Annotated in this window: 18 protein-coding genes; 6 read left to right on the forward strand and 12 right to left on the reverse strand. The window is 71.7% G+C overall.

Translation table 11 applies throughout. The features are described from left to right. Window positions 1–127 precede the first annotated feature (127 nt). Window positions 128–616: a hypothetical protein gene (locus BM064_RS12675; RefSeq protein ID WP_143103318.1), complete on the reverse strand. Its 489-nt coding sequence runs from the start codon at window positions 614–616 to the stop codon at window positions 128–130. Between the two features lie 324 nt (window positions 617–940). Between BM064_RS12675 and BM064_RS12680 the strand changes: the two genes are divergently transcribed. The 5 genes from BM064_RS12680 (at window position 941) to BM064_RS12700 (ending at window position 3,574) form a co-directional block, all read left to right on the forward strand. Continuing rightward, the gene (locus tag BM064_RS12680) at window positions 941–1,450 is read left to right on the forward strand and encodes an urease accessory protein UreE (protein ID WP_092860142.1); all 510 of its coding nucleotides are present in this window, start codon (window positions 941–943) and stop codon (window positions 1,448–1,450) included. Next, window positions 1,447–1,734 carry a YrhK family protein gene (locus BM064_RS12685; RefSeq protein WP_092860143.1) on the forward strand — a complete coding sequence of 96 codons (288 nt, stop codon included), beginning with the start codon at window positions 1,447–1,449 and terminating at the stop codon, window positions 1,732–1,734. The genes BM064_RS12680 and BM064_RS12685 overlap by 4 nt, the downstream gene beginning before the upstream one ends. A 69-nt stretch (window positions 1,735–1,803) precedes the next feature. Next, on the forward strand, window positions 1,804–2,445 hold the full coding sequence (locus tag BM064_RS12690) for an urease accessory protein UreF (RefSeq protein ID WP_092860144.1): 642 nt from the start codon (window positions 1,804–1,806) through the stop codon (window positions 2,443–2,445). Window positions 2,446–2,447: 2 nt separating this feature from the next. Then, a complete protein-coding gene (ureG, locus tag BM064_RS12695) occupies window positions 2,448–3,077 on the forward strand; it encodes an urease accessory protein UreG (RefSeq protein ID WP_092860145.1) in 630 nt (209 codons plus the stop codon). Then, complete coding sequence (locus BM064_RS12700) at window positions 3,074–3,574, forward strand: MOSC domain-containing protein (RefSeq protein ID WP_092860146.1); 501 nt, start codon at window positions 3,074–3,076, stop codon at window positions 3,572–3,574. Before ureG ends, BM064_RS12700 begins: the two co-directional genes overlap by 4 nt. A gap of 63 nt (window positions 3,575–3,637) precedes the next feature. Here BM064_RS12700 and speD read toward each other — a convergent pair whose 3' ends face one another. Beyond that, the gene (speD, locus tag BM064_RS12705; RefSeq protein WP_092860147.1) at window positions 3,638–4,159 is read right to left on the reverse strand and encodes an adenosylmethionine decarboxylase; all 522 of its coding nucleotides are present in this window, start codon (window positions 4,157–4,159) and stop codon (window positions 3,638–3,640) included. A 306-nt stretch (window positions 4,160–4,465) separates the two neighbouring features. After that, on the reverse strand, window positions 4,466–5,452 hold the full coding sequence (locus BM064_RS12710) for a DMT family transporter (protein ID WP_092860148.1): 987 nt from the start codon (window positions 5,450–5,452) through the stop codon (window positions 4,466–4,468). Between the two features lie 306 nt (window positions 5,453–5,758). Between BM064_RS12710 and BM064_RS12715 the strand changes: the two genes are divergently transcribed. Then, a complete protein-coding gene (locus BM064_RS12715) occupies window positions 5,759–6,559 on the forward strand; it encodes a tetratricopeptide repeat protein (protein WP_245779160.1) in 801 nt (266 codons plus the stop codon). A gap of 212 nt (window positions 6,560–6,771) precedes the next feature. Here BM064_RS12715 and BM064_RS12720 read toward each other — a convergent pair whose 3' ends face one another. From BM064_RS12720 to uraH, 9 genes are all read right to left on the reverse strand, one after another. Then, the gene (locus tag BM064_RS12720; protein WP_092860150.1) at window positions 6,772–7,851 is read right to left on the reverse strand and encodes a BMP family ABC transporter substrate-binding protein; all 1,080 of its coding nucleotides are present in this window, start codon (window positions 7,849–7,851) and stop codon (window positions 6,772–6,774) included. A 110-nt stretch (window positions 7,852–7,961) separates the two neighbouring features. Beyond that, window positions 7,962–8,702, reverse strand: coding sequence for a hypothetical protein (locus BM064_RS12725; protein ID WP_143103320.1), 741 nt, complete (start codon window positions 8,700–8,702; stop codon window positions 7,962–7,964). 61 nt (window positions 8,703–8,763) lie between these two features. After that, the gene (locus BM064_RS12730) at window positions 8,764–9,696 is read right to left on the reverse strand and encodes an ABC transporter permease (protein WP_092860152.1); all 933 of its coding nucleotides are present in this window, start codon (window positions 9,694–9,696) and stop codon (window positions 8,764–8,766) included. Beyond that, window positions 9,696–10,772: an ABC transporter permease gene (locus BM064_RS12735; protein ID WP_092860153.1), complete on the reverse strand. Its 1,077-nt coding sequence runs from the start codon at window positions 10,770–10,772 to the stop codon at window positions 9,696–9,698. Before BM064_RS12735 ends, BM064_RS12730 begins: the two co-directional genes overlap by 1 nt. Further along, complete coding sequence (locus BM064_RS12740; protein WP_092860154.1) at window positions 10,759–12,264, reverse strand: ABC transporter ATP-binding protein; 1,506 nt, start codon at window positions 12,262–12,264, stop codon at window positions 10,759–10,761. The genes BM064_RS12735 and BM064_RS12740 overlap by 14 nt, the downstream gene beginning before the upstream one ends. Continuing rightward, window positions 12,261–13,250 carry a xanthine dehydrogenase accessory protein XdhC gene (gene xdhC, locus BM064_RS12745; RefSeq protein WP_092860155.1) on the reverse strand — a complete coding sequence of 330 codons (990 nt, stop codon included), beginning with the start codon at window positions 13,248–13,250 and terminating at the stop codon, window positions 12,261–12,263. Before xdhC ends, BM064_RS12740 begins: the two co-directional genes overlap by 4 nt. Then, entirely contained in the window at window positions 13,247–15,610 is a 2,364-nt protein-coding gene (gene xdhB / locus BM064_RS12750) for a xanthine dehydrogenase molybdopterin binding subunit (protein ID WP_092860156.1), read from the reverse strand. The genes xdhC and xdhB overlap by 4 nt, the downstream gene beginning before the upstream one ends. Further along, window positions 15,607–17,049: a xanthine dehydrogenase small subunit gene (xdhA, locus tag BM064_RS12755; protein WP_092860157.1), complete on the reverse strand. Its 1,443-nt coding sequence runs from the start codon at window positions 17,047–17,049 to the stop codon at window positions 15,607–15,609. Before xdhA ends, xdhB begins: the two co-directional genes overlap by 4 nt. A 1-nt stretch (window position 17,050) precedes the next feature. Further along, the gene (gene uraH / locus BM064_RS12760) at window positions 17,051–17,401 is read right to left on the reverse strand and encodes a hydroxyisourate hydrolase (RefSeq protein ID WP_092860158.1); all 351 of its coding nucleotides are present in this window, start codon (window positions 17,399–17,401) and stop codon (window positions 17,051–17,053) included. Window positions 17,402–17,451 lie beyond the last annotated feature (50 nt).

Consider the following 17,451-nt stretch of genomic DNA (forward strand, 5'->3'; position numbering starts at 1 on the left):
TCGTTCTAGGGCGGCGCGGGTTGGCGCCAAGGGCGCGGATCCTTCATGCATGCATCGTCGCATGTCGGGCGGGGTCTTCGGGGTCGTCGGGGCCGGAGCGACGCTCCGGCGCGGGCCGCGCGCGCCCTCAGGCGCTGCGCATCGCTCCGCGGTCGCGGCACGCCTGCCGGATGGCGTCGCGCACGGCGGGCGTGGAGACCGCGCGCGCGTCGGCCCGGGCGCTCTGCGCCACCAGGGCCGCGAGACCGGGGCGCACCGCGACCCGTCTCCCCTCGCCGTCGTAACCGGCGTGCACCTGGACCTCCTCCACCGTGCCGAGACGGCAGTCGTGGACGAAGGCCAGCTCCATCCGGCGGATGCCCGCGGAATGGAGATGCGGCGGCTCGGCCTCGGCCCCGGGAACGCTCGACAGCATCAGGTCGAAGTCCCCGTCGAGGCGCGTCGCCACCGACAGTCTTTCAGCCGCCTCGTCGAAGACGTAGCGGTCGGGCGCGACCCAGACGTTCAAAGCGCCGATCCGCCCGACTTCGGTCCACTCGGCGTCGTCGCTCGCGACCCACAGCGGCACCGTTGCAGAGATAAGCGAAACGGAGGTCAGCAGCAATGCTCTCGCCATTTTTCAGCCACCAGAGCCCGGAGTTCTGAAATCGTTTTTAGAGTGGGATCCGGTCCTGCCAAGATCGTTAACTCTGATATTTTATCGTGCAACCGCAGGGGGTTGGTTCGGTCGATCCGAGGCGACCTGGACCCGACGCAAGGGTCAAGTGCTTGCGCGCGGCCGATTTTTCGCCCAAAAGCCGGCCGATTTCTTAACAAGACCCTCATATGCGTCGAACGCTTTTTCACTGCGTGGGTTCGAGCGCCGGACGGCGACATCCTTGAGGGTTGCGCGCGCAGGTCGGATCGGGCGGGATGGCGGGGCCGAAACCGGAAGGATTCCATGAGCCAGCCCCCCGCTCCGCGAGCCCTGACGCTCGATCCGCTGACCGGCCCCGCCGCCGACAGCCTGTCGCTGCCCTACGAGGGGCGCTGGCGCCGCCGGGGGCTGCTGACCACCGACGCGGGCGAGGAGATCCTGCTCGACCTGCCCGAAGCCGCAGAACTGGCCGAGGGCCTGGCCCTGACGCTCGCCGACGGCCGCCGCGTGGCCCTGCGCGCCGCCCCCGAGCCGCTGGCCGAGGCGCGCGCCCCCGACGCCGCCGGCCTCGCCCGGCTCGCCTGGCACGTCGGCAACCGCCACACCCCCTGCGAGGTGCAGGCGGACCGCCTGCTGATCCGCCGCGACCACGTGCTCGAGCACATGCTCGAGCATCTCGGCGCCCGGGTCGCCCATGTCGAGGAACCCTTCCGCCCCGAGGGGGGCGCCTACGGCCACGGCCGCACCCACGGCCACTCGCACGGGCACGACCCCCACCACGACCCCGACGCGCATATGAGAGACCCCGCATGATGCTGTTCGATCCCGGCGCCAAGCACCGCTCCGACCGCACGGGCCGGCTCTTCGCGATCTACGAGATCGTCTACACCTGCGTGGATTTCGGCGCGGCGCTGACCTTCGTCGTCGGCTCGGTGATGTTCTTCTCCGAGGCGTGGATGGAGGCGGGCACCTGGATGTTCCTGGTCGGCTCGATCCTGTTCGCGGTGAAGCCCACCATCCGCCTGGTGCGCGAGGTGCACATGTATCGCCAGGGCGACTCCCAGAAGGTCGCCGCCCGCCTGCGGGGCGAGGCATGAGCCAGGCTTCGGAGGGTGTCAGCCGGGCCTTGGAGGGCGAGGCATGAGCCAGGTTCCGGAGGGCGAGGCATGAGCCTCGACGCACGCGGCGCCCTGCTGCTGGCGAGCTGGCTCTCGCCCGCCTATCCCGTCGGCGCCTTCGCCTATTCCCACGGGCTGGAGCAGGCGGCCGAGGCGGGCCTGCTGCCCGACGCCGCCGCCCTGCAGGCCTGGCTGGAGGCGATCCTGCGCCACGGGGCCGGGCGCTCGGACGCGGTGCTGCTCGCCGCCGCCTGGCGCGATCCCGACGACCCCGCGCCGGCCGAGCTCGCCGCCGCCCTCCAGCCCTCCGCCGAGCGCGCGCTGGAAGCGACGGCGCAGGGGGAGGCCTTCGCGCGCACCACCCTCGCCGTGCGCGGCCATTCCGGCGCGCCCGCGCCCCTGCCGGTGGCGCTCGGCCGCGCCGCCCGGCGCGAGGATCTGCCGCTGGCCGAGACCGCGGCGGCCTACCTGCACGCCTTCGCCTCGAACCTCGTCTCCGCCGCGATCCGCCTCTCGGTGCTGGGCCAGACCGAGGCGCAGGCGGTGATCGCCGCCCTCGCGCCCGTGTGCGAGGCCGTGGCGGCCGAGGCGCTGGCGGCGGATCCGGAGGACGTCGGCGGGGCCTGCCTCGCCGTCGACCTCTCCAGCATCTTCCACGAAACCCAGACCACGAGGCTGTTCCGATCGTGACCTTGCAGAAGTCTCCCCACGGGCCCCTCCGGGTCGGCATCGGCGGCCCGGTCGGGGCGGGCAAGACCTCGCTCACCGCGGCGCTGTGCCGGGCGCTGGCGCATCGGCTGTCGATGGCGGTGATCACCAACGACATCTACACGCGCGAGGACGCCGACGCCCTGACCCGGATGCAGGTGCTGAGCGCCGAGCGCATCCGCGGCGTCGAGACCGGCGGCTGCCCCCATACCGCGATCCGCGAGGACGCCTCGATCAACCTCGCCGCGGTGGCGGAGCTGCGGGGCGCCTTCCCCGACCTCGACCTGGTGGTGATCGAGAGCGGGGGCGACAACCTCGCCGCCACCTTCTCGCCGGAGCTCGCGGACCTGACGATCTACGTCATCGACACCTGCGCGGGCGAGGAGATCCCCCGCAAGGGCGGACCCGCCATCACCCGCTCGGACCTGCTGGTGATCAACAAGGTGGAGCTCGCGCCCTACGTGGGCGTGAACCTCGAGGTGATGCGCGCCGACGCCGAGCGGATGCGCCGCGGGCTGCCCTTCGTGATGGGCAACGTCGCCAAGGGCGACGGGGTGGACGAGATCGTGGCCTTCCTCGCCCGCCAGGGCGGCCTGAGCCTGGCCGCGGCATGACCGTCGCGCCGGCCTGGCAGGGCGAGCTGCTGCACATCCACGTCTCCCCCGCCGCCTCCCAGCCGATGGTCGAACTGGCGGAGGCGCGCCTGATCGCGGGGCAGGGGATCGAGGGCGATCGGTACTTCCTCGGGACGGGGACCTACCCCTCCAAGCCCCACGCGCGCGAGGCGACGCTGATCGAGATGGAGGTGCTCGAGGCGATCGCGATCGGCGAGCCGCGCGTGCCCGGCCTGAAGGCCGAGATCGCGCCGGGCGACCACCGCCGCAACCTCACGGTGCGGGGCGTGCCGGTCAATCACCTCGTCGGCCGCCGGTTCCGCATCGGCGAGACGGTTCTGTTCGGGGCGCGGTTCAACTTCCCCTGCGCCTACCTGGAGAAGCTTCTGGGCATCAAGGGGCTGCGGGAGGGGCTGCTGAACCGCTCCGGCCTCAACTGCACCATCGAGCGCGGCGGGCCGATCCGCCCGGGCGACCCGATCACGCCGCTGGACTGAGCCCCGCAGACGCGAAAGGGCGGCCCCGGGGGGCCGCCCTTCGCAAAGGCGATGGAGGAGGGCTCAGAGCCGGTCCGCCACCACTTCCTCGCCGCGGAGCAGTTCCTTCACCCGGACGTCGCCGGCCGAGAAGGCCTCGCGCAGGACGTCGACCGCCTTCCAGGGCTGCGCGTCGCCGCACATGAAGACGTCGAAGGCGCCGTAGCCGATCTCGGGCCAGGTGTGGACAGAGATGTGGCTCTCGGCCAGCACCGCGACCCCGCTCACGCCCTGGGGCGAGAACTTGTGCGTGTGGATGTGCAGCAGCGTGGCGCCGCAGGTGTCCACGCAGTCGCGGAACGCCTTTTCGATCCGGGCCTGGTCGTCCAGCCCCTCGCCGTCCACGACCTCGATGATGAGGTGCGTGCCGGCGAAGACCTTCCCGTCCCGGCGGATGAAATGATCGTCGCGCGTCTCGTCGAAAACGTCCCGAACGGGAACGTCGGCGTAAACGTCGGCCTCGCGGCCGCTCATGTCGTGAGCTTCCTCATGGGTGGCGCCTGTCTCCAGGTCGATCCCCAGTCGGAAGAGGCTGCCGTCATGCATGACGTAGTCTCCCCTACCAGCAGGTCTAACCCAGCGGCCCCTTAGCGCCCCCCCTGTGACTCGGCGCCGGTCTGTCTCCGGCGGCGGCCCTGGTCGAGGTTGGGATCGGCGACCCTGTTGGCGGGGGACATACTGATTCATGCCCCCCCGATCAAGGACGGATTTAAGGATTCGGACATCCTGGGGCGGTTCCGTGCGCGGCGCCTTTGTCATTGGCGCCCTTGCGCAATTTCCAGCCAGTGCAGAGGGCTTGCGCGCAACTTCCTACAGACGTGCCGCGGCGCCGCAGGGGCGCGGGGCGTTCAGTCAGCTCTCGTCGCGGATCGCGGCCACGGCCCGACGCTCGCGCGCCACCGCCCGCTCGCGATAGGCGATGTAGAGGGTCGAGGCGATGATCACCCCGCCCCCCAGCAGGGTGGGGCCGTCGGGCACCTCGTCGAAGATCGCCCAGGCGGCGGCGGCGATCAGCACCAGCCGCCCGTAGGTGATCACCCCCATCACCGAGGCGTCCCCGTGCCGGTAGGCCTGCAGGTCGCCCACGTTGCGCGCGGCCGAGGTCGCGACCAGCAGGGCCAGCAGGCTCCAGCCGCCGACGCCCGTGGGCAGCTCCCACACCGGCAGGGCGATGGGCAGGGCGAGGATCAGCATCATCGCGTTGGCCGAGACGAACGCGGCCGCGGGGCCGTCCGCCGCCGCCACCCCGCGCGACAGCGCCAGCGCCAGCGCGAAAAGCACCGCGGCGAGCAGCGCCGAGAGCATCGCCCAGTCCAGCCCCTCGGGCGTCGGACGCAGGATGATCAGGCAGCCCGCGAATCCAACCGCCACCGCCGCCCAGCGGCGGGGGCCCACCCGCTCGCCGTTCAGGGGGACGGCCAGCAGGGTGGCGAAGATCGGGGCGGTGAAGCTGAGCACCGTCGCGGTCGAGAGGTTGAGGGTCGAGATCGCGTAGAACCCGAACTGGGTCGAGACCGCGATCAGCCCGCCGCGCACCAGGTGCAGCCTGGGGTTCGAGAATCGCAGGCTGGCCCGGAACCGGGGCGAGAGCATCATCACCGCCACGCAGGCCATGATCCCGGCCGAGCGCAGCAGCACGGTCATGCGGCTGTCCACGCCCTCGGCCATGCCGCGCACGGCCAGCACCATCGCCGAGGCGGTGACCACCGACATCGCCATCCAGGCCGCGCCCAGCGCGTTGTCCGGGCGCTCGGGCGCGGGTCCTCCGCCCTTGGGGGTGGCGGAGCCGACGGGGGGCGCGGCGGCGATCTCGCGGGAGTCGAAAGGGGCCTGGGGCACTCAGGAAAGGATCCGGGACGGGAAAGGGAGGGGGCAGGCGATGCGCCCGTATCGACAGCCTGACGGCCGACAGGCTGCGGATCAACCCTTCGCGAGGTCGCAAGGCGCGCGGCCCGGGCTCGCGGAGGGGGGCGCGGAGGGCCCCCGCTCGGCCATTTTTGCGCCTTGGTGCTCGGGCATCGTCGCCGCATGATGAAGATGCGTTCCATTCCCGACGCGGGCCGCGCCCGCGCCGGTTCGTCTGGCCGACGCCCCGGCCCGCGCGTCCCGCGCGGGACCGCCGGCGGGGCGCGGCTCGTGGTCCTGATGGCGCTGGCCGGCGTGCTGGCGGCGCCGGGGGCTGCGCGGGCCAACCCGTTCCTCGACAAGTGCCTGAAGGCGGACGCGGAGTCGGCCGAGCTGGCGGGCGCCTGCCAGACCGCGCTGAACCAGGGCGGGATCAGCGGGCGCACCGCGGCCGCGGCCTGGACGAACTACGGCGTGGCGCTCTCGGAGATGGGGCGCGACGGCGACGCCATCGGCGCCTACGACCGCGCCCAGCAGGCCGACGCCTCGCTGCCGGCGATCTACGTGAACCGGGCGCTGGCCTATTCCCGGCGCGGGCGCACGCCCGAGGCGCTGGCCGACTGGGGCCGGGCGATCCAGCTCGAGCCGACCTCGGCCGAGCCGCTGGTGGGGCGCGCCACGCTGCAGCTCCAGCGGGGCGACGCCTCCGGCGCGCTGACCGACCTCGACCGGGCGGCGCAGATCGCGCCTTCCGACCCGGACGTGCACTACAACCGCGGCGTGGCGCTGGCGGCGCTGGGGCGGCTGAGCGAGGCGGCCTCGGCTTTCGGGCGGGTGCTGCATTTCGATCCCTCCGACGCCGCCGCCCACCTGCAGCGCGGCGTGGCGCTGGCGCGGGCGGGGGATGCGGCGGCGGGGATCGCGGATCTCGACGCGGCGGTCAGGCTCTCGCCCGGCTGGGCCGCGGCCTGGGCCACCCGCGGCCAGATCCGCGAAAGCGCGGGCCAGACCGAGCAGGCCGCCCAGGACTACCGCCGCGCCTTCGAGCTCGGCTACCAGGCCCCCTGGCTGAACCAGAAGATCGAGGCGCTGGGAGGCTGACGCCCCTCCGCCCGCCGCAGGCCCAGGCCCGCCGCAGGGCGCCTCCGGGCCGGAGCGCCTTCCCCTGGCCGGAGCGCGCCGGCTCCCGGGCCCGGAGGCGCCCTGCGGGCGGGCCTGGGCGCGCCGCGGACGGATCGCCCTGACGGGTTGTGCATGGAAAAGGGGCCCGGGCGTCGCCGCCCGGGCCCCGTTCGCTCTGCGGGCGGGTCGGCTCAGCTCGGCAGCTCGCCGTCCACGCCCTCGACGTAGAAGTTCATGCCCAGCAGGGTGCCGTCGTCGGCGGTCTCGCCCGCGGCGAGCCAGTCGGAGCCGTCCTGCTTCTTGATCGGGCCGGTGAACGGGTGGTGCGTGCCGGCGACGATGCCGTCCTTGATCGCGTCGGCCTGCGCGGCCACGTCCTCGGGCACGTTGTTGTAGTCGCCGATCTTCACCATGCCCGAGGCGATGCCCTTCCAGGTGTCGGTCGCCTCCCAGGTCCCGTCCATCACCATGCCCACGCGCTCGATGTAGTAGGGCGCCCAGTCGTCGATGATCGAGCTCAGCCGCGCGGTCGGGGCGTATTCCTTCATGTCCGCGGCCTGGCCGAACGCGTAGATGCCCTTCTCCTCGGCGATGGTCAGGGGGGCGGGGCTGTCGGTGTGCTGCATGATCACGTCGCAGCCCTGCTCGATCAGGGCGTTGGCGGCGTCGGCCTCCTTGCCCGGGTCGATCCAGGTGTTCACCCAGACGATCTTGATCTTCACGTCGGGGTTCACGGCCCTGGCGGCCAGGAACGCCGAGTTGATGCCGCGCACGACCTCGGGGATCGGGAACGAGGCGATGTAGCCGATGGTGTTGGTCTTGGTCATCCGCCCGGCGATGGTGCCGATCACCGCCCGCCCCTCGTAGAAGCGCGAGCCGTAGGTGGCGACGTTCGCATCGCGCTTGTAGCCGGTGGCGTGCTCGAACTTCACCTGCGGGAACTGCTTGGCGACCTTCAGCGTCGGGTTCATGTAGCCGAAGGAGGTGGTGAAGATCAGGCTGTGCCCCGACTGCGCCATCTGGCGCAGCGCGCGCTCGGCGTCCGGCCCCTCGGGCACCGACTCGAGGTAGGAGGTCTGGACCTTGTCGCCATATTCCTCCTCGACCGCGAGCCGGCCCTGGTCATGCTGGTAGGACCAGCCGAAGTCGCCGATCGGGCCCACGTAGATGAACCCGACCTTCACCGGATCCTGCGCGCGGGCCCGCCCGAGGCCGAGCGTCGTGGCCGCGGTGGTCGCGCCGAGGCCGGCGAGAAACGTTCTTCTTTCCATGGTGCTGCAACTCCCTGGGGGTTGGTCGGTCATTCCCTGAGCGCGACGATAGCGGGGCTTTCCGGGCGCGTCACGGGTTCATCTTGCGGCGCCGCAGCGTACGCAGCCGGTCAAGACTGCGCCGCGTTCCAGGCCGTCAGAGCGCGCAGCGAGTCGGCGCCGGGCCGCTCGTCCTCGAGCAGGCGGACAGTGAATCGCCTGAAGGCGGCGCAGACCTGTGCGTCGGAGCCCTCGTTCTTCAACGCGGCCATCTCGGCGGTGGAGAAGTCGGCGAAGATCGCCTTTGCCGCCGCCGCGACGCCGGCGTCCTCTTCCATGCGGCGACCGACCGGCGCGCGTTCGCCCTGGGCCATCGCGGAGGTCTGGGCTCGCAGCGTCTCCGCATAGAGGGGATCCACACGCTCTTTCGCCTCCGGAGTCAGAGCGCCGAATCCTCCGAACAGATACCGGCGGCAGGTGGCGGGATCATCGGCGAGCGCCTCAATGACCGCCTGTTGAGAGGTCAGGTAGGCCCGCAGGCTCTCGTCGTTCGCCTGCAGCAAGCCATCGGCATGGCGCAGGCGATACTCGCGTCCAAGTTCTGCCGCAACGGCGCGTTTCTCGGCGTCGGTGCGATCCGAGCGTTCGATCGCGATCATATCGCGGGTCAGGGCCTCCGCTTCGGCGGGATACTCCTCACGCATTACGCGCATCATCGCGCCCGTGGAATTGGGAGCGAGAAGCAGTTGACCCAGGACATTGCGCTCTGCTGTCGTCAGGGGGGTGGGGGTGGGGGTGGGAGCTGGGGCCGTGCAGGCGACGAGCGCAAGGGCGAGCAGCAGGGCCGAAGCCATGCGGGCGGATCTGAACAAGGCGAGGCCTCCTGGAATTCTCTTCTGAAATACGGTCGCGGCGGTCTGCAACGTCGAGCGCTCACCCCGCCGCGAAGAACGGCCGCCCGAGGCACGCCGGCGCGTTCATCCGCGCCCGCCGCTTGTCGGCCGAGATGATCACCAGCACCACGATGGTCACCAGGTAGGGGGTCATCGAGAGATACTGGCTCTCGATCGCCACCCCCAGCGCCTGCAGGTTCAGCTGCGCGATGGTCACGCCGCCGAAGATGTAGGCCCCCAGCACCGCCCGCCACGGCTTCCACGAGGCGAAGACCACGATGGCGAGCGCGATCCACCCCCGCCCGGCCGTCATCCCCTCGACCCAGAGCGGCGAGGCGACCAGGCTGAGATAAGCGCCGCCTACCCCCGCGCAGGCGCCCCCGAACAGGATCGCCCCGGTGCGGATGAGGACGACCTTGTAGCCGATGGCATGGGCCGCGTCGTGGTTCTCCCCCACCGCCCGCAGCACCAGGCCCGCGCGGGTGCGCGTCAGCACCCAGGCCGTCGTCCCGGCCAGCAGCAGCGAGACGTAGACCAGCCAGTCATGGGAGAACAGCAGCCGCCCGACGACCGGGAGATCGGACAGGACGGGCAGCCACACCCGCGGGAAGTCCGGCGCGGGGATGCCGGAGTAGGGCTGCCCCAGCATCGCCGCCAGCCCCAGCCCGAACAGCGTCAGCGCAAGGCCCGTCGCCACCTGGTTGGACATCAGCACCTGCGTCATGAAGGCGAAGACCCCCGACAGGGCCGCCCCCGCCAGCAGCGCGCAGAGCACGCCGAAGGTGGTCGAGCCCGTCACGTTCGCGCCGGCGAAGCCCGCTATGGCGCCGACGATCATCATGCCCTCGACGCCCAGGTTCAGGACGCCGGACTTCTCGACCACCAGTTCTCCGATGGCCGCGAACACGAGGGGCGTGGCGGCCACGATCAGCGACACCGCGATGGCCACCGGATTGAGCGCGGAAAGATCCATCACGCCGCCCCCTTGCGCAGGCCCCGCGTCGGCACGAGCCGATAGCGCGAGAACACGTCCATCCCCAGCAGGAAGAACAGCAGCATCCCCTGGAACACCGAGATCGCCGCCGCCGGCAGCTGCATGGCCAGCTGCGCGCCCTCGCCCCCGATGTAGGTCAGCGCCATCAGCAGCCCCGCGAGCAGGATCCCCGCCGGATGCAGCCGGCCCAGGAAGGCCACGATGATCGCCGTGAACCCGTAGCCCGCCGGCAGGCCGGGCACGAGCTGGCCGACGGGGCCCGCGGCCTCGAAAGTCCCCGCAAGGCCCGCGAGACCGCCCGAGACCGCCATCGCCAGGAGGACGGTGCGCGGCTGCGAAAATCCTGCGAAACGCGCCGCCCGCGGCGCCTGGCCGAAGAGCTTGAGCGAGAAGCCGTATTCGTGCCGCTCCATCAGCGCCCAGCCGATCAGCACCGCGGCCAGCGCGGCCAGCGCGCCGACATGGGCGCGCGTGCCCTCCAGCAGGATGGGCAGGGTGGCGGAGTCGTGGAACAGCCGGCTCTCGGGGAAATTGAACCCGTCGGGATCGCGCAGCGGCCCGGTGACCAGCGCCGACAGCCACAGGCCCGCGACATAGACCAGCATCAGCGAGACCAGGATCTCGTTGGCGTTGAACTTCACCTTCAGGATCGCCGGGATCAGCGCCCAGGCCGCCCCCGCCGCTGCGCCGGCCAGGCACATCAGCGGCAGCACCCAGACCCCCTGCACGTCGTAGAAGGCGAGGCCCATGGCCCCCCCGGCGATGGCGCCGACGATGAACTGGCCCTCGGCTCCGATGTTCCAGATCCCCGCCCGGAAGCCCATCGCGAGGCCCACCGCGATCAGCACCAGCGGCGTGCCCTTCACCAGCAGCTCGGAGCGCGAGAAGTCGTTCGTGAGGGGTTCCCAAAAGATAGTGACGATGGCGCGCACCGGATCCTTGCCCAGCAGGGCGAAGAGGATCATGCCGAAGATCATGGTCAGGGCGACGGCGATCAGCGGCGCGGCCAGCGCCATGGCGCGGCTGCGCTCCTTTCGCGGTTCAAGCCGCAGCATGGGCCCCTCCTCCCATCAGCAGTCCGATCTCCTCGATCGAGGTCTCGCCCGCCGGCCGGGGCGCCGAGAGCCGCCCTCCGGCGATGACGGCGAAGCGGTTGGAGATCTCCATCAGCTCGTCGAGGTCCTGCGAGATCACCAGCACCGCGCAGCCTTCCTGCGCCAGGTCCCGGATCGCCTGCCGGATCGCCTGCGCCGCGCCCGCATCCACGCCCCAGGTGGGCTGCGAGATCACCAGCACCTCGGGGCGCTGAAGCATCTCCCGCCCGATCACGTATTTCTGGAGGTTCCCGCCGGAGAGCGAGCCCGCCGCGGCCCCCACCCCGGGGGTGCGGACGTCGAAATCCTCGACGATCCTGCGCGCGTAGCCCCGCGCGGCGCCGAGCTTCAAGAGCCCCTTCAGCGACAGCTTCAGCCGGGTGCGGGCGGAGACGAAGGTGTTGTCGGTCAACGACATCTCCGGCGCGGCGGCGTGGCCCAGCCGCTCCTCCGGCGCCACGTTCAGCCCCAGACGGCGGCGCCGCGTGGGGCCGAGGTGGCCGATGGGCTGGCCCTCCAGCCGGATCATGCCGGGGGCGACGCGGGTCTCTCCCGAGAGGGCCGCGGTCAGCTCGTCCTGGCCGTTGCCCGCGACGCCGGCGATGCCCAGCACCTCGCCGGCCTTGAGCTCCAGCGAGATCGAGCGCAGCGAGACGCCGAACTGCGCCTCGGAGATCACGGTCAGGTCGTCGAGCTCCAGCCGCGTCTCTCCGCCCGTGCCCGCGGGGGCGCCGGGGGCGGCGAGCTCGCGCCCGATCATCATCTCGGCGAGGCCGCGGGCCGTCTCCTGGCGCGGGTCGCAGGCGCCCACGACCTTGCCGCCGCGCAGGACCGTGGCCGCGGTGCACAGCGCCCGGATCTCCTCGAGCTTGTGGGAGATGTAGAGGATCGCCACCCCCTCGTCGCGCAGCTTGCGCAGGGTGAGGAACAGCGTCTCCACCTCCTGCGGGGTCAGGACCGAGGTCGGCTCGTCCATGATCAGCAGGCGAGGGGACTGCAGCAGGCAGCGCACGATCTCGACGCGCTGGCGCTCTCCAACGGATAGCTCGCCGACCTGGCGGTCCGGGTCCAGCGGCAGGCCGTATTCGGCCGATACCTTTCGGATACGGTCCGGCAGATCGCGCCCCGCCTGCTCCGCCGGCAGGCCCAGGGCCACGTTCTCGCCCACCGTCAGCGCCTCGAACAGGGAGAAGTGCTGGAAGACCAGGCCCACGCCCGTGTCGCGCGCCTCGCCCGGGGCGTGGGGGGCGTAGGGGCGGCCCTGCCACAGCATCTCGCCCTCGTCGGGGCGCATCACGCCGTAGATCATCTTCACCAGCGTCGACTTGCCGGCGCCGTTCTCGCCCAGCAGGGCGTGGATCTCGCCCGGCTGGATGTCGAAGCTGACGTCGGCGTTGGCGATCACGCCCGGGAACCGCTTCCACAGACCCCGGATCGACAGAAGCGCTGTCATTCGGCCCCCCCTCCCGCGCGAAGCGCCACCCCGCGCGAGGCCCGCCAGCGCAGGTGATCGGCGGCGACCGAGACCGCGATCTCCGCCGGCGCCTTGCCCCCCTTCAACCCCTCCGGCCCTGCGAGGCCGATGGGACAGTCCATGCGCGCGATCGCCTGCCGGTCGTGTCCGAGCGCCGCGAGCCGCCCGCCGAACCGCGCCGCCTTCGAGGCCGAGCCGATCACCCCCAGCCGCGCGAACGCCCCGCGCGCGAGCAGCGCGTGCACGATCTCGAGGTCCATGGCGTGGCTGTAGGTCATCACCAGATGCGCCGCGTCCGCGGGCGCCAGCGCGGCAGCCGCAGCCATGTCGGGCGCGGGCAGGACGCGGACATGGGGGGCGATATCTGCCGGATAGCGCCCCGGCGCGTCGTCGATCCAGGTGACCGCGAAGGGCAACCCCTCGAACACCCGCACCACCGCGCGGCCGACATGCCCCGCGCCCCAGACCCATAGCGGAGTGAGGGCGGGGGTCAGCGGCTCCGCCAGCCAGGGCGGGTCGCCGGGCAGGAACAGGAACTCCGCCCCCTTCCCGGACCGCGCGGCCTTCTGCAGCGCGCGCATGGCGAGCGGTATCTGGGAGGTAGCGCCCAGCGGGCGGGCATGAAGCGGGGTCGCCTGCGGATCGGGCAGCGCGGCGAGCGTCGCCGCGTCCCACCGCTCGAACGCCAGCGTCGCCGCGCCCCCGCAGCACTGCGCCAGCGCGGGGCCGAGCGGGTAGCGCGCCACGCCGTCCGGCGCGCCGGACGCCAGCCGGCGGCGGGCCTCGGCCAGCGCCTCGAACTCCAGCGCGCCGCCGCCGATGGTGCCCTCGAACGTATCGGGGTGGACCAGCATCGCCGCCCCCGGCTCGCGGGGCGCCGAGCCCTGGGCGGCCGCGACGACGACGCGGACCAGCGGGCCATGACGCGCGACCGCGTCGCGAAGGCCGGCGAGGTCGAGGCTCACCGCCCGCTCTCCCGCGTCGTCTCCCAGGCGCGGCCGCGCACCCGGTCGACCGCGCGCAGCACGCGCTCGGGCGTGGCGGGGGCGTCGAGGTCGGGGTAGACCGTGCCGTCGCCGCAGGCGGCCACCGCGTCGGACAGCGCCATCAGCGCGGAAATGCCAAGCATCAGAGGCGGTTCGCCGACGGCCTTCGAGCGGAAGATCGTCTCCTCCCGGTTCTCGTTGTCGAAGAGCGCGATCGACATCTCCGGCCGGTCGGAGGCGGTGGGGATCTTGTAGGTCGAGGGCGCATGGGTGCGCAGGCGGCCCGCGTCGTCCCAGAACAGCTCCTCCATCGTCAGCCAGCCGAGGCCCTGGATGTAGCCGCCCTCGATCTGGCCGAGGTCGATGGCGGGGTTCAGGGAGCGGCCGACGTCGTGGAGGATGTCCGCGCGGTCGAAGCGGTATTCGCCGGTCAGCGTGTCGATGGTCGCCTCGGTGACCGCCGCCCCGTAGGCGAAGTAGTAGAAGGGCCGGCCGCGGGCGGCGGCGCGGTCCCAGTGGATCTTCGGCGTGGCGTAGTGCCCGGCGGCCGAGAGCGACACGCGCGCCATGAAGGCCTGGGAGACGAGCTCCTCGAAGGCGATCTGGGCCTCTCCGACCTGCACGCGGCCGGGCAGGAAGCGGACCTGATCGGGCGTGGTCTGGAAGCGCTCGGCGGCGAAGGCCGTGAGCCGGTCCTTGATCTGCTCGCAGGCGTTCTTGACCGCCATGCCGTTGATGTCGCTGCCGGAACTGGCGGCGGTGGGGGCGGTGTTGGCGCTCTTGCCGGTGTTGGTCGCGGTGATCTTCACGCGGTCGAAGTCGATCTGGAAGACCTCCGCCGCGACCTGGGCGACCTTCACGAACAGGCCCTGGCCCATCTCGGTGCCGCCGTGGTTCAGGTGCACCGAGCCGTCGGTGTAGACATGCACCAGCGCCGAGGCCTGGTTCATCCAGGTCAGCGTGAAGGAAATGCCGAACTTCACCGGCGTGAACGCGATCCCCTTCTTAAGAACCGGGCTTTGCGCGTTGAAATCCTTGATCTTCGCGCGACGGTCGGCGTAGTCGGACGAGGCGAGGAGCTGCTCGCTCAGCGCGTGGATGACGTTGTCCTCGACCTCCATGTGGTAGGGGGTCATGACGCGCTCGCCGCCGGGGCGGTCGTAGTAGTTCAGGGCCCGGATCTCGGCCGGCTCGCGACCCAGCTCGAAGGCGATTTGGTCGAGCACGCGCTCGATCCCGACCATGCCCTGCGGCCCGCCGAATCCGCGGAAAGCGGTGTTGGAGCAGGTGTTTGTCCGGCAACGATAAGACCGGATATAAGCATGGGGCAGATAATAGGCGTTATCGGCGTGGAACATCGCACGGTCGGCGACGGGCATCGAGAGGTCCAGCGACCAGCCGCAATGGGCCATCTGCTCGAACTGGACGCCGAGGATGCGGCCGTCCTCGTCGATCCCGACGCGATAGTCGATGCGGAACCCGTGGCGCTTGCCGGTGATCTGCATGTCGTCGTCGCGGTCGTAGCGCATTTTGACCGGGCGGTTCAGGCGCTTGGCGGCGACGGCGCAGATCGCGGCGAGGGCGTTGCCCTGGCTCTCCTTGCCGCCGAAGCCGCCGCCCATGCGGCGGACCTCGACGGTGACGGCGTTGAAGGGGACGGCGAGGTTCTCGGCGACCTTGTGCTGGATCTCGGTCGGGTGCTGGGAGGAGCAGTGAACCGTGACGTCCGCATCCTCTCCGGGAACGGCCAGAGCGGCCTGGGATTCCAGGTAGAAATGCTCCTGGCCCCCAATGCCGATCGAGCCTTCGATGACCTTCGGGGCGGCGGCGATGGCGGCCAGCGCGTCGCCGCGCTGCATGACGTAGGGCGCCTCGAAGAGGCTGTCGGCGGCGACGGCCTCCTCGACCGTGAGGATGGCGGGCAGCTCCTCCCACTCGATCTGGGCGAGGCGGGCGGCCTTGCGGGCGGCGAGGTGGCTGGTCGCGACGACCGCGAAGATCGGCTGGCCGACGAAGAAGACCTCGCCGTCCTCGGCCAGCAGGGGCTCGTGCACCGCGTTGGGGGAGACGTCGTTGGCGCCGGGGATGTCGGCCGCGGTCAGCACGTCGACCACGCCGGGGGCGGCGCGGACGGGGCCGAGGTCGATCGAGAGGATGCGCGCGCGGGCCTTGGGCGACAGGCCGAAGGCGACCGAAAGGCAGTCCGCCGGCGTGGGGATGTCGTCGACATAGGTCGCCGTGCCGGAGACGTGCTTGTGCCCGGAGTCGTGGCGCTGCGGCGCGCGGACCCCACCTTCGATCTCGGTCTTCTGCGACAGCGGCCGGGAGGGGGCGTTCATGCCAGCGCCTCCGCGCCGACGAGGCGGGTTTTCGAAGGCGCGCCAGAGGTTTCGTGGAAGGTCTTCAGAAGCAGGTTCTGCGCGGCGCGCAGGCGGTATTCGGCGGAGGCGCGCATGTCGGACATCGGCTGGAAGTCCTCGGCATAGGCCGGCAGGGCGGCCTCGACCGTCTCCAGCGTCCAGGGGCGGCCGAGCAGCGCCGCCTCGACGGCGCGGGCGCGCTTCGGGATGCCGGCCATGCCGCCGTAGACGATGGAGGCGGAGGCGACGGCGCCGTCCGCGATCTCGATCAGGAAGGCGCCGAGGGTGGCGGTGATGTCCTGGTCGAAGCGCTTGGAGATCTTGTAGACCTTCAACGAATCCGGGGACTTCGGCCGCGGAATTCGCACGGCGGAGACGTATTCGCCGGGCGCGCGGTCCTGCTTGCCGTAGTCGAGGAAGAAGTCCTCCAGCGGGATGGTGCGGGCGGCGTCGCCCTTGCGCAGCACCAGCTCCGCTCCCAGCGCGATCAGGGGCGGGGGGCCGTCGCCGATGGGCGAGCCGTTGGCGATGTTCGCGCCCACGCAGCCGGAGTTGCGGACCTGCACGGAGCCGAGGCGGCGGACCATCTCGCCGAGGTCGGGCGAGAGGCTCGCCAGCGCCGCGGCGGCGCGGGCGTAGGTCGCGCCGGCCCCGAGCTCGACATGGGTCGGCGTCTCCACGACGCGGTCGAAGCCCTTGACCCGGTTCACGAAGATCAGGGCGGCGGGCTCCATCAGCCGCTTGGTGATCCACAGGCCGACGTCGGTGGCGCCGGCGACGATCACCGCCTCGGGGTGGGCGGCGACGAGGGTCGCCAGTTCGTCCTCGGTGGCCGGCACGTAGGCGGTGCAGCCGGCGGCGGTCAGGGCCAGGCTCTCGGCGGAGGCGACGGCCTCCAGCGCCGGCAGGGGATCGGTCTCCCAGTCCGGGGCCGGCAGGGCGTGCATCTTCTCGCCCGACTCGAGGATCGGGCCGTAGCCGGTGCAGCGGCAGAGGTTTCCCGCGATCGCGTCCTCCACCGCCCGGCGCGGCTGGGGGCCGTCGGGATAGGCGCTCCACAGGCTCATCACGAAGCCGGGGGTGCAGAAGCCGCATTGCGAGCCGTGCAGGTCGACCATCGCCTGCTGGGCAGGGTGCAGCCGCTCGGGACCCGCGATGGCCTCGACCGTGGTGACCGAGGCGCCGTCGAGCATCGGCAGGAGCTGGATGCAGGCGTTCACCGCCCGGCGGCGGGGGACGCCGTCCTCGAGCCGGGTCACGCCCACGGTGCAGGCGCCGCAGTCGCCCTCGTTGCAGCCCTCCTTGGTCCCGGTCAGGCGGCGGCGCTCGCGCAGCCAGTCGAGCAGCGTGGTGCGGGGGTCGACGTCCGAGAGCGAGACCGCCTCGCCGTTCAGAACGAAGCGCAGCGTGTCGCGCATCTCAGGAGCCCCGGTAGGTGGAATAGCCGTAGGGCGAGAGCAGCAGGGGCACGTGGTAGTGCCCGTCCTCGGCGATGCCGAAGCGGATCGGGATGTCGGAGAGGAACGGGGGCGAGGGCAGGTCGCTGCCGCGCTCCTCGAGATAGGCGCCGCAGTGGAAGACCAGCTCGTAAGTGCCTGCGCGGAAGGCGGTTCCCTCCAGCATCGGCGCATCGGTGCGGCCGTCGGCATTGGTCACTGCCTCGGCCAGCAGGTCGCGGCTGTCGGCGGCGAGCCGGTAGAGGTCGATGCGGATCCCCGCGGCCGGGCGTCCGGAGGCGGTGTCCAGCACATGCGTCGTCAGTCGTCCCATCGGTCCCCCTGATGCGGGCAGGCGCGGTTGCTCCACGCGCTGCTGCGACG

This window comes from Albimonas pacifica, from assembly GCF_900113695.1.
GTDB classification, from domain to species: domain Bacteria; phylum Pseudomonadota; class Alphaproteobacteria; order Rhodobacterales; family Rhodobacteraceae; genus Albimonas; species Albimonas pacifica.

What these genes read in the sequence shown, in the direction of transcription:
- xdhB (WP_092860156.1), bottom strand. Translation starts at nt 15,610, where the DNA reads ATGAACGCCCCCTCCCGGCCGCTGTCGCAGAAGACCGAGATCGAAGGT.
- xdhA (WP_092860157.1), bottom strand. Translation starts at nt 17,049, where the DNA reads ATGCGCGACACGCTGCGCTTCGTTCTGAACGGCGAGGCGGTCTCGCTC.
- BM064_RS12685 (WP_092860143.1), top strand. Translation starts at nt 1,447, where the DNA reads ATGATGCTGTTCGATCCCGGCGCCAAGCACCGCTCCGACCGCACGGGC.
- uraH (WP_092860158.1), bottom strand. Translation starts at nt 17,401, where the DNA reads ATGGGACGACTGACGACGCATGTGCTGGACACCGCCTCCGGACGCCCG.
- BM064_RS12730 (WP_092860152.1), bottom strand. Translation starts at nt 9,696, where the DNA reads ATGGATCTTTCCGCGCTCAATCCGGTGGCCATCGCGGTGTCGCTGATC.
- BM064_RS12680 (WP_092860142.1), top strand. Translation starts at nt 941, where the DNA reads ATGAGCCAGCCCCCCGCTCCGCGAGCCCTGACGCTCGATCCGCTGACC.
- BM064_RS12735 (WP_092860153.1), bottom strand. Translation starts at nt 10,772, where the DNA reads ATGCTGCGGCTTGAACCGCGAAAGGAGCGCAGCCGCGCCATGGCGCTG.
- BM064_RS12715 (WP_245779160.1), top strand. Translation starts at nt 5,759, where the DNA reads ATGGCGCTGGCCGGCGTGCTGGCGGCGCCGGGGGCTGCGCGGGCCAAC.
- BM064_RS12740 (WP_092860154.1), bottom strand. Translation starts at nt 12,264, where the DNA reads ATGACAGCGCTTCTGTCGATCCGGGGTCTGTGGAAGCGGTTCCCGGGC.
- BM064_RS12690 (WP_092860144.1), top strand. Translation starts at nt 1,804, where the DNA reads ATGAGCCTCGACGCACGCGGCGCCCTGCTGCTGGCGAGCTGGCTCTCG.
- speD (WP_092860147.1), bottom strand. Translation starts at nt 4,159, where the DNA reads ATGCATGACGGCAGCCTCTTCCGACTGGGGATCGACCTGGAGACAGGC.
- BM064_RS12720 (WP_092860150.1), bottom strand. Translation starts at nt 7,851, where the DNA reads ATGGAAAGAAGAACGTTTCTCGCCGGCCTCGGCGCGACCACCGCGGCC.
- BM064_RS12675 (WP_143103318.1), bottom strand. Translation starts at nt 616, where the DNA reads ATGGCGAGAGCATTGCTGCTGACCTCCGTTTCGCTTATCTCTGCAACG.
- BM064_RS12700 (WP_092860146.1), top strand. Translation starts at nt 3,074, where the DNA reads ATGACCGTCGCGCCGGCCTGGCAGGGCGAGCTGCTGCACATCCACGTC.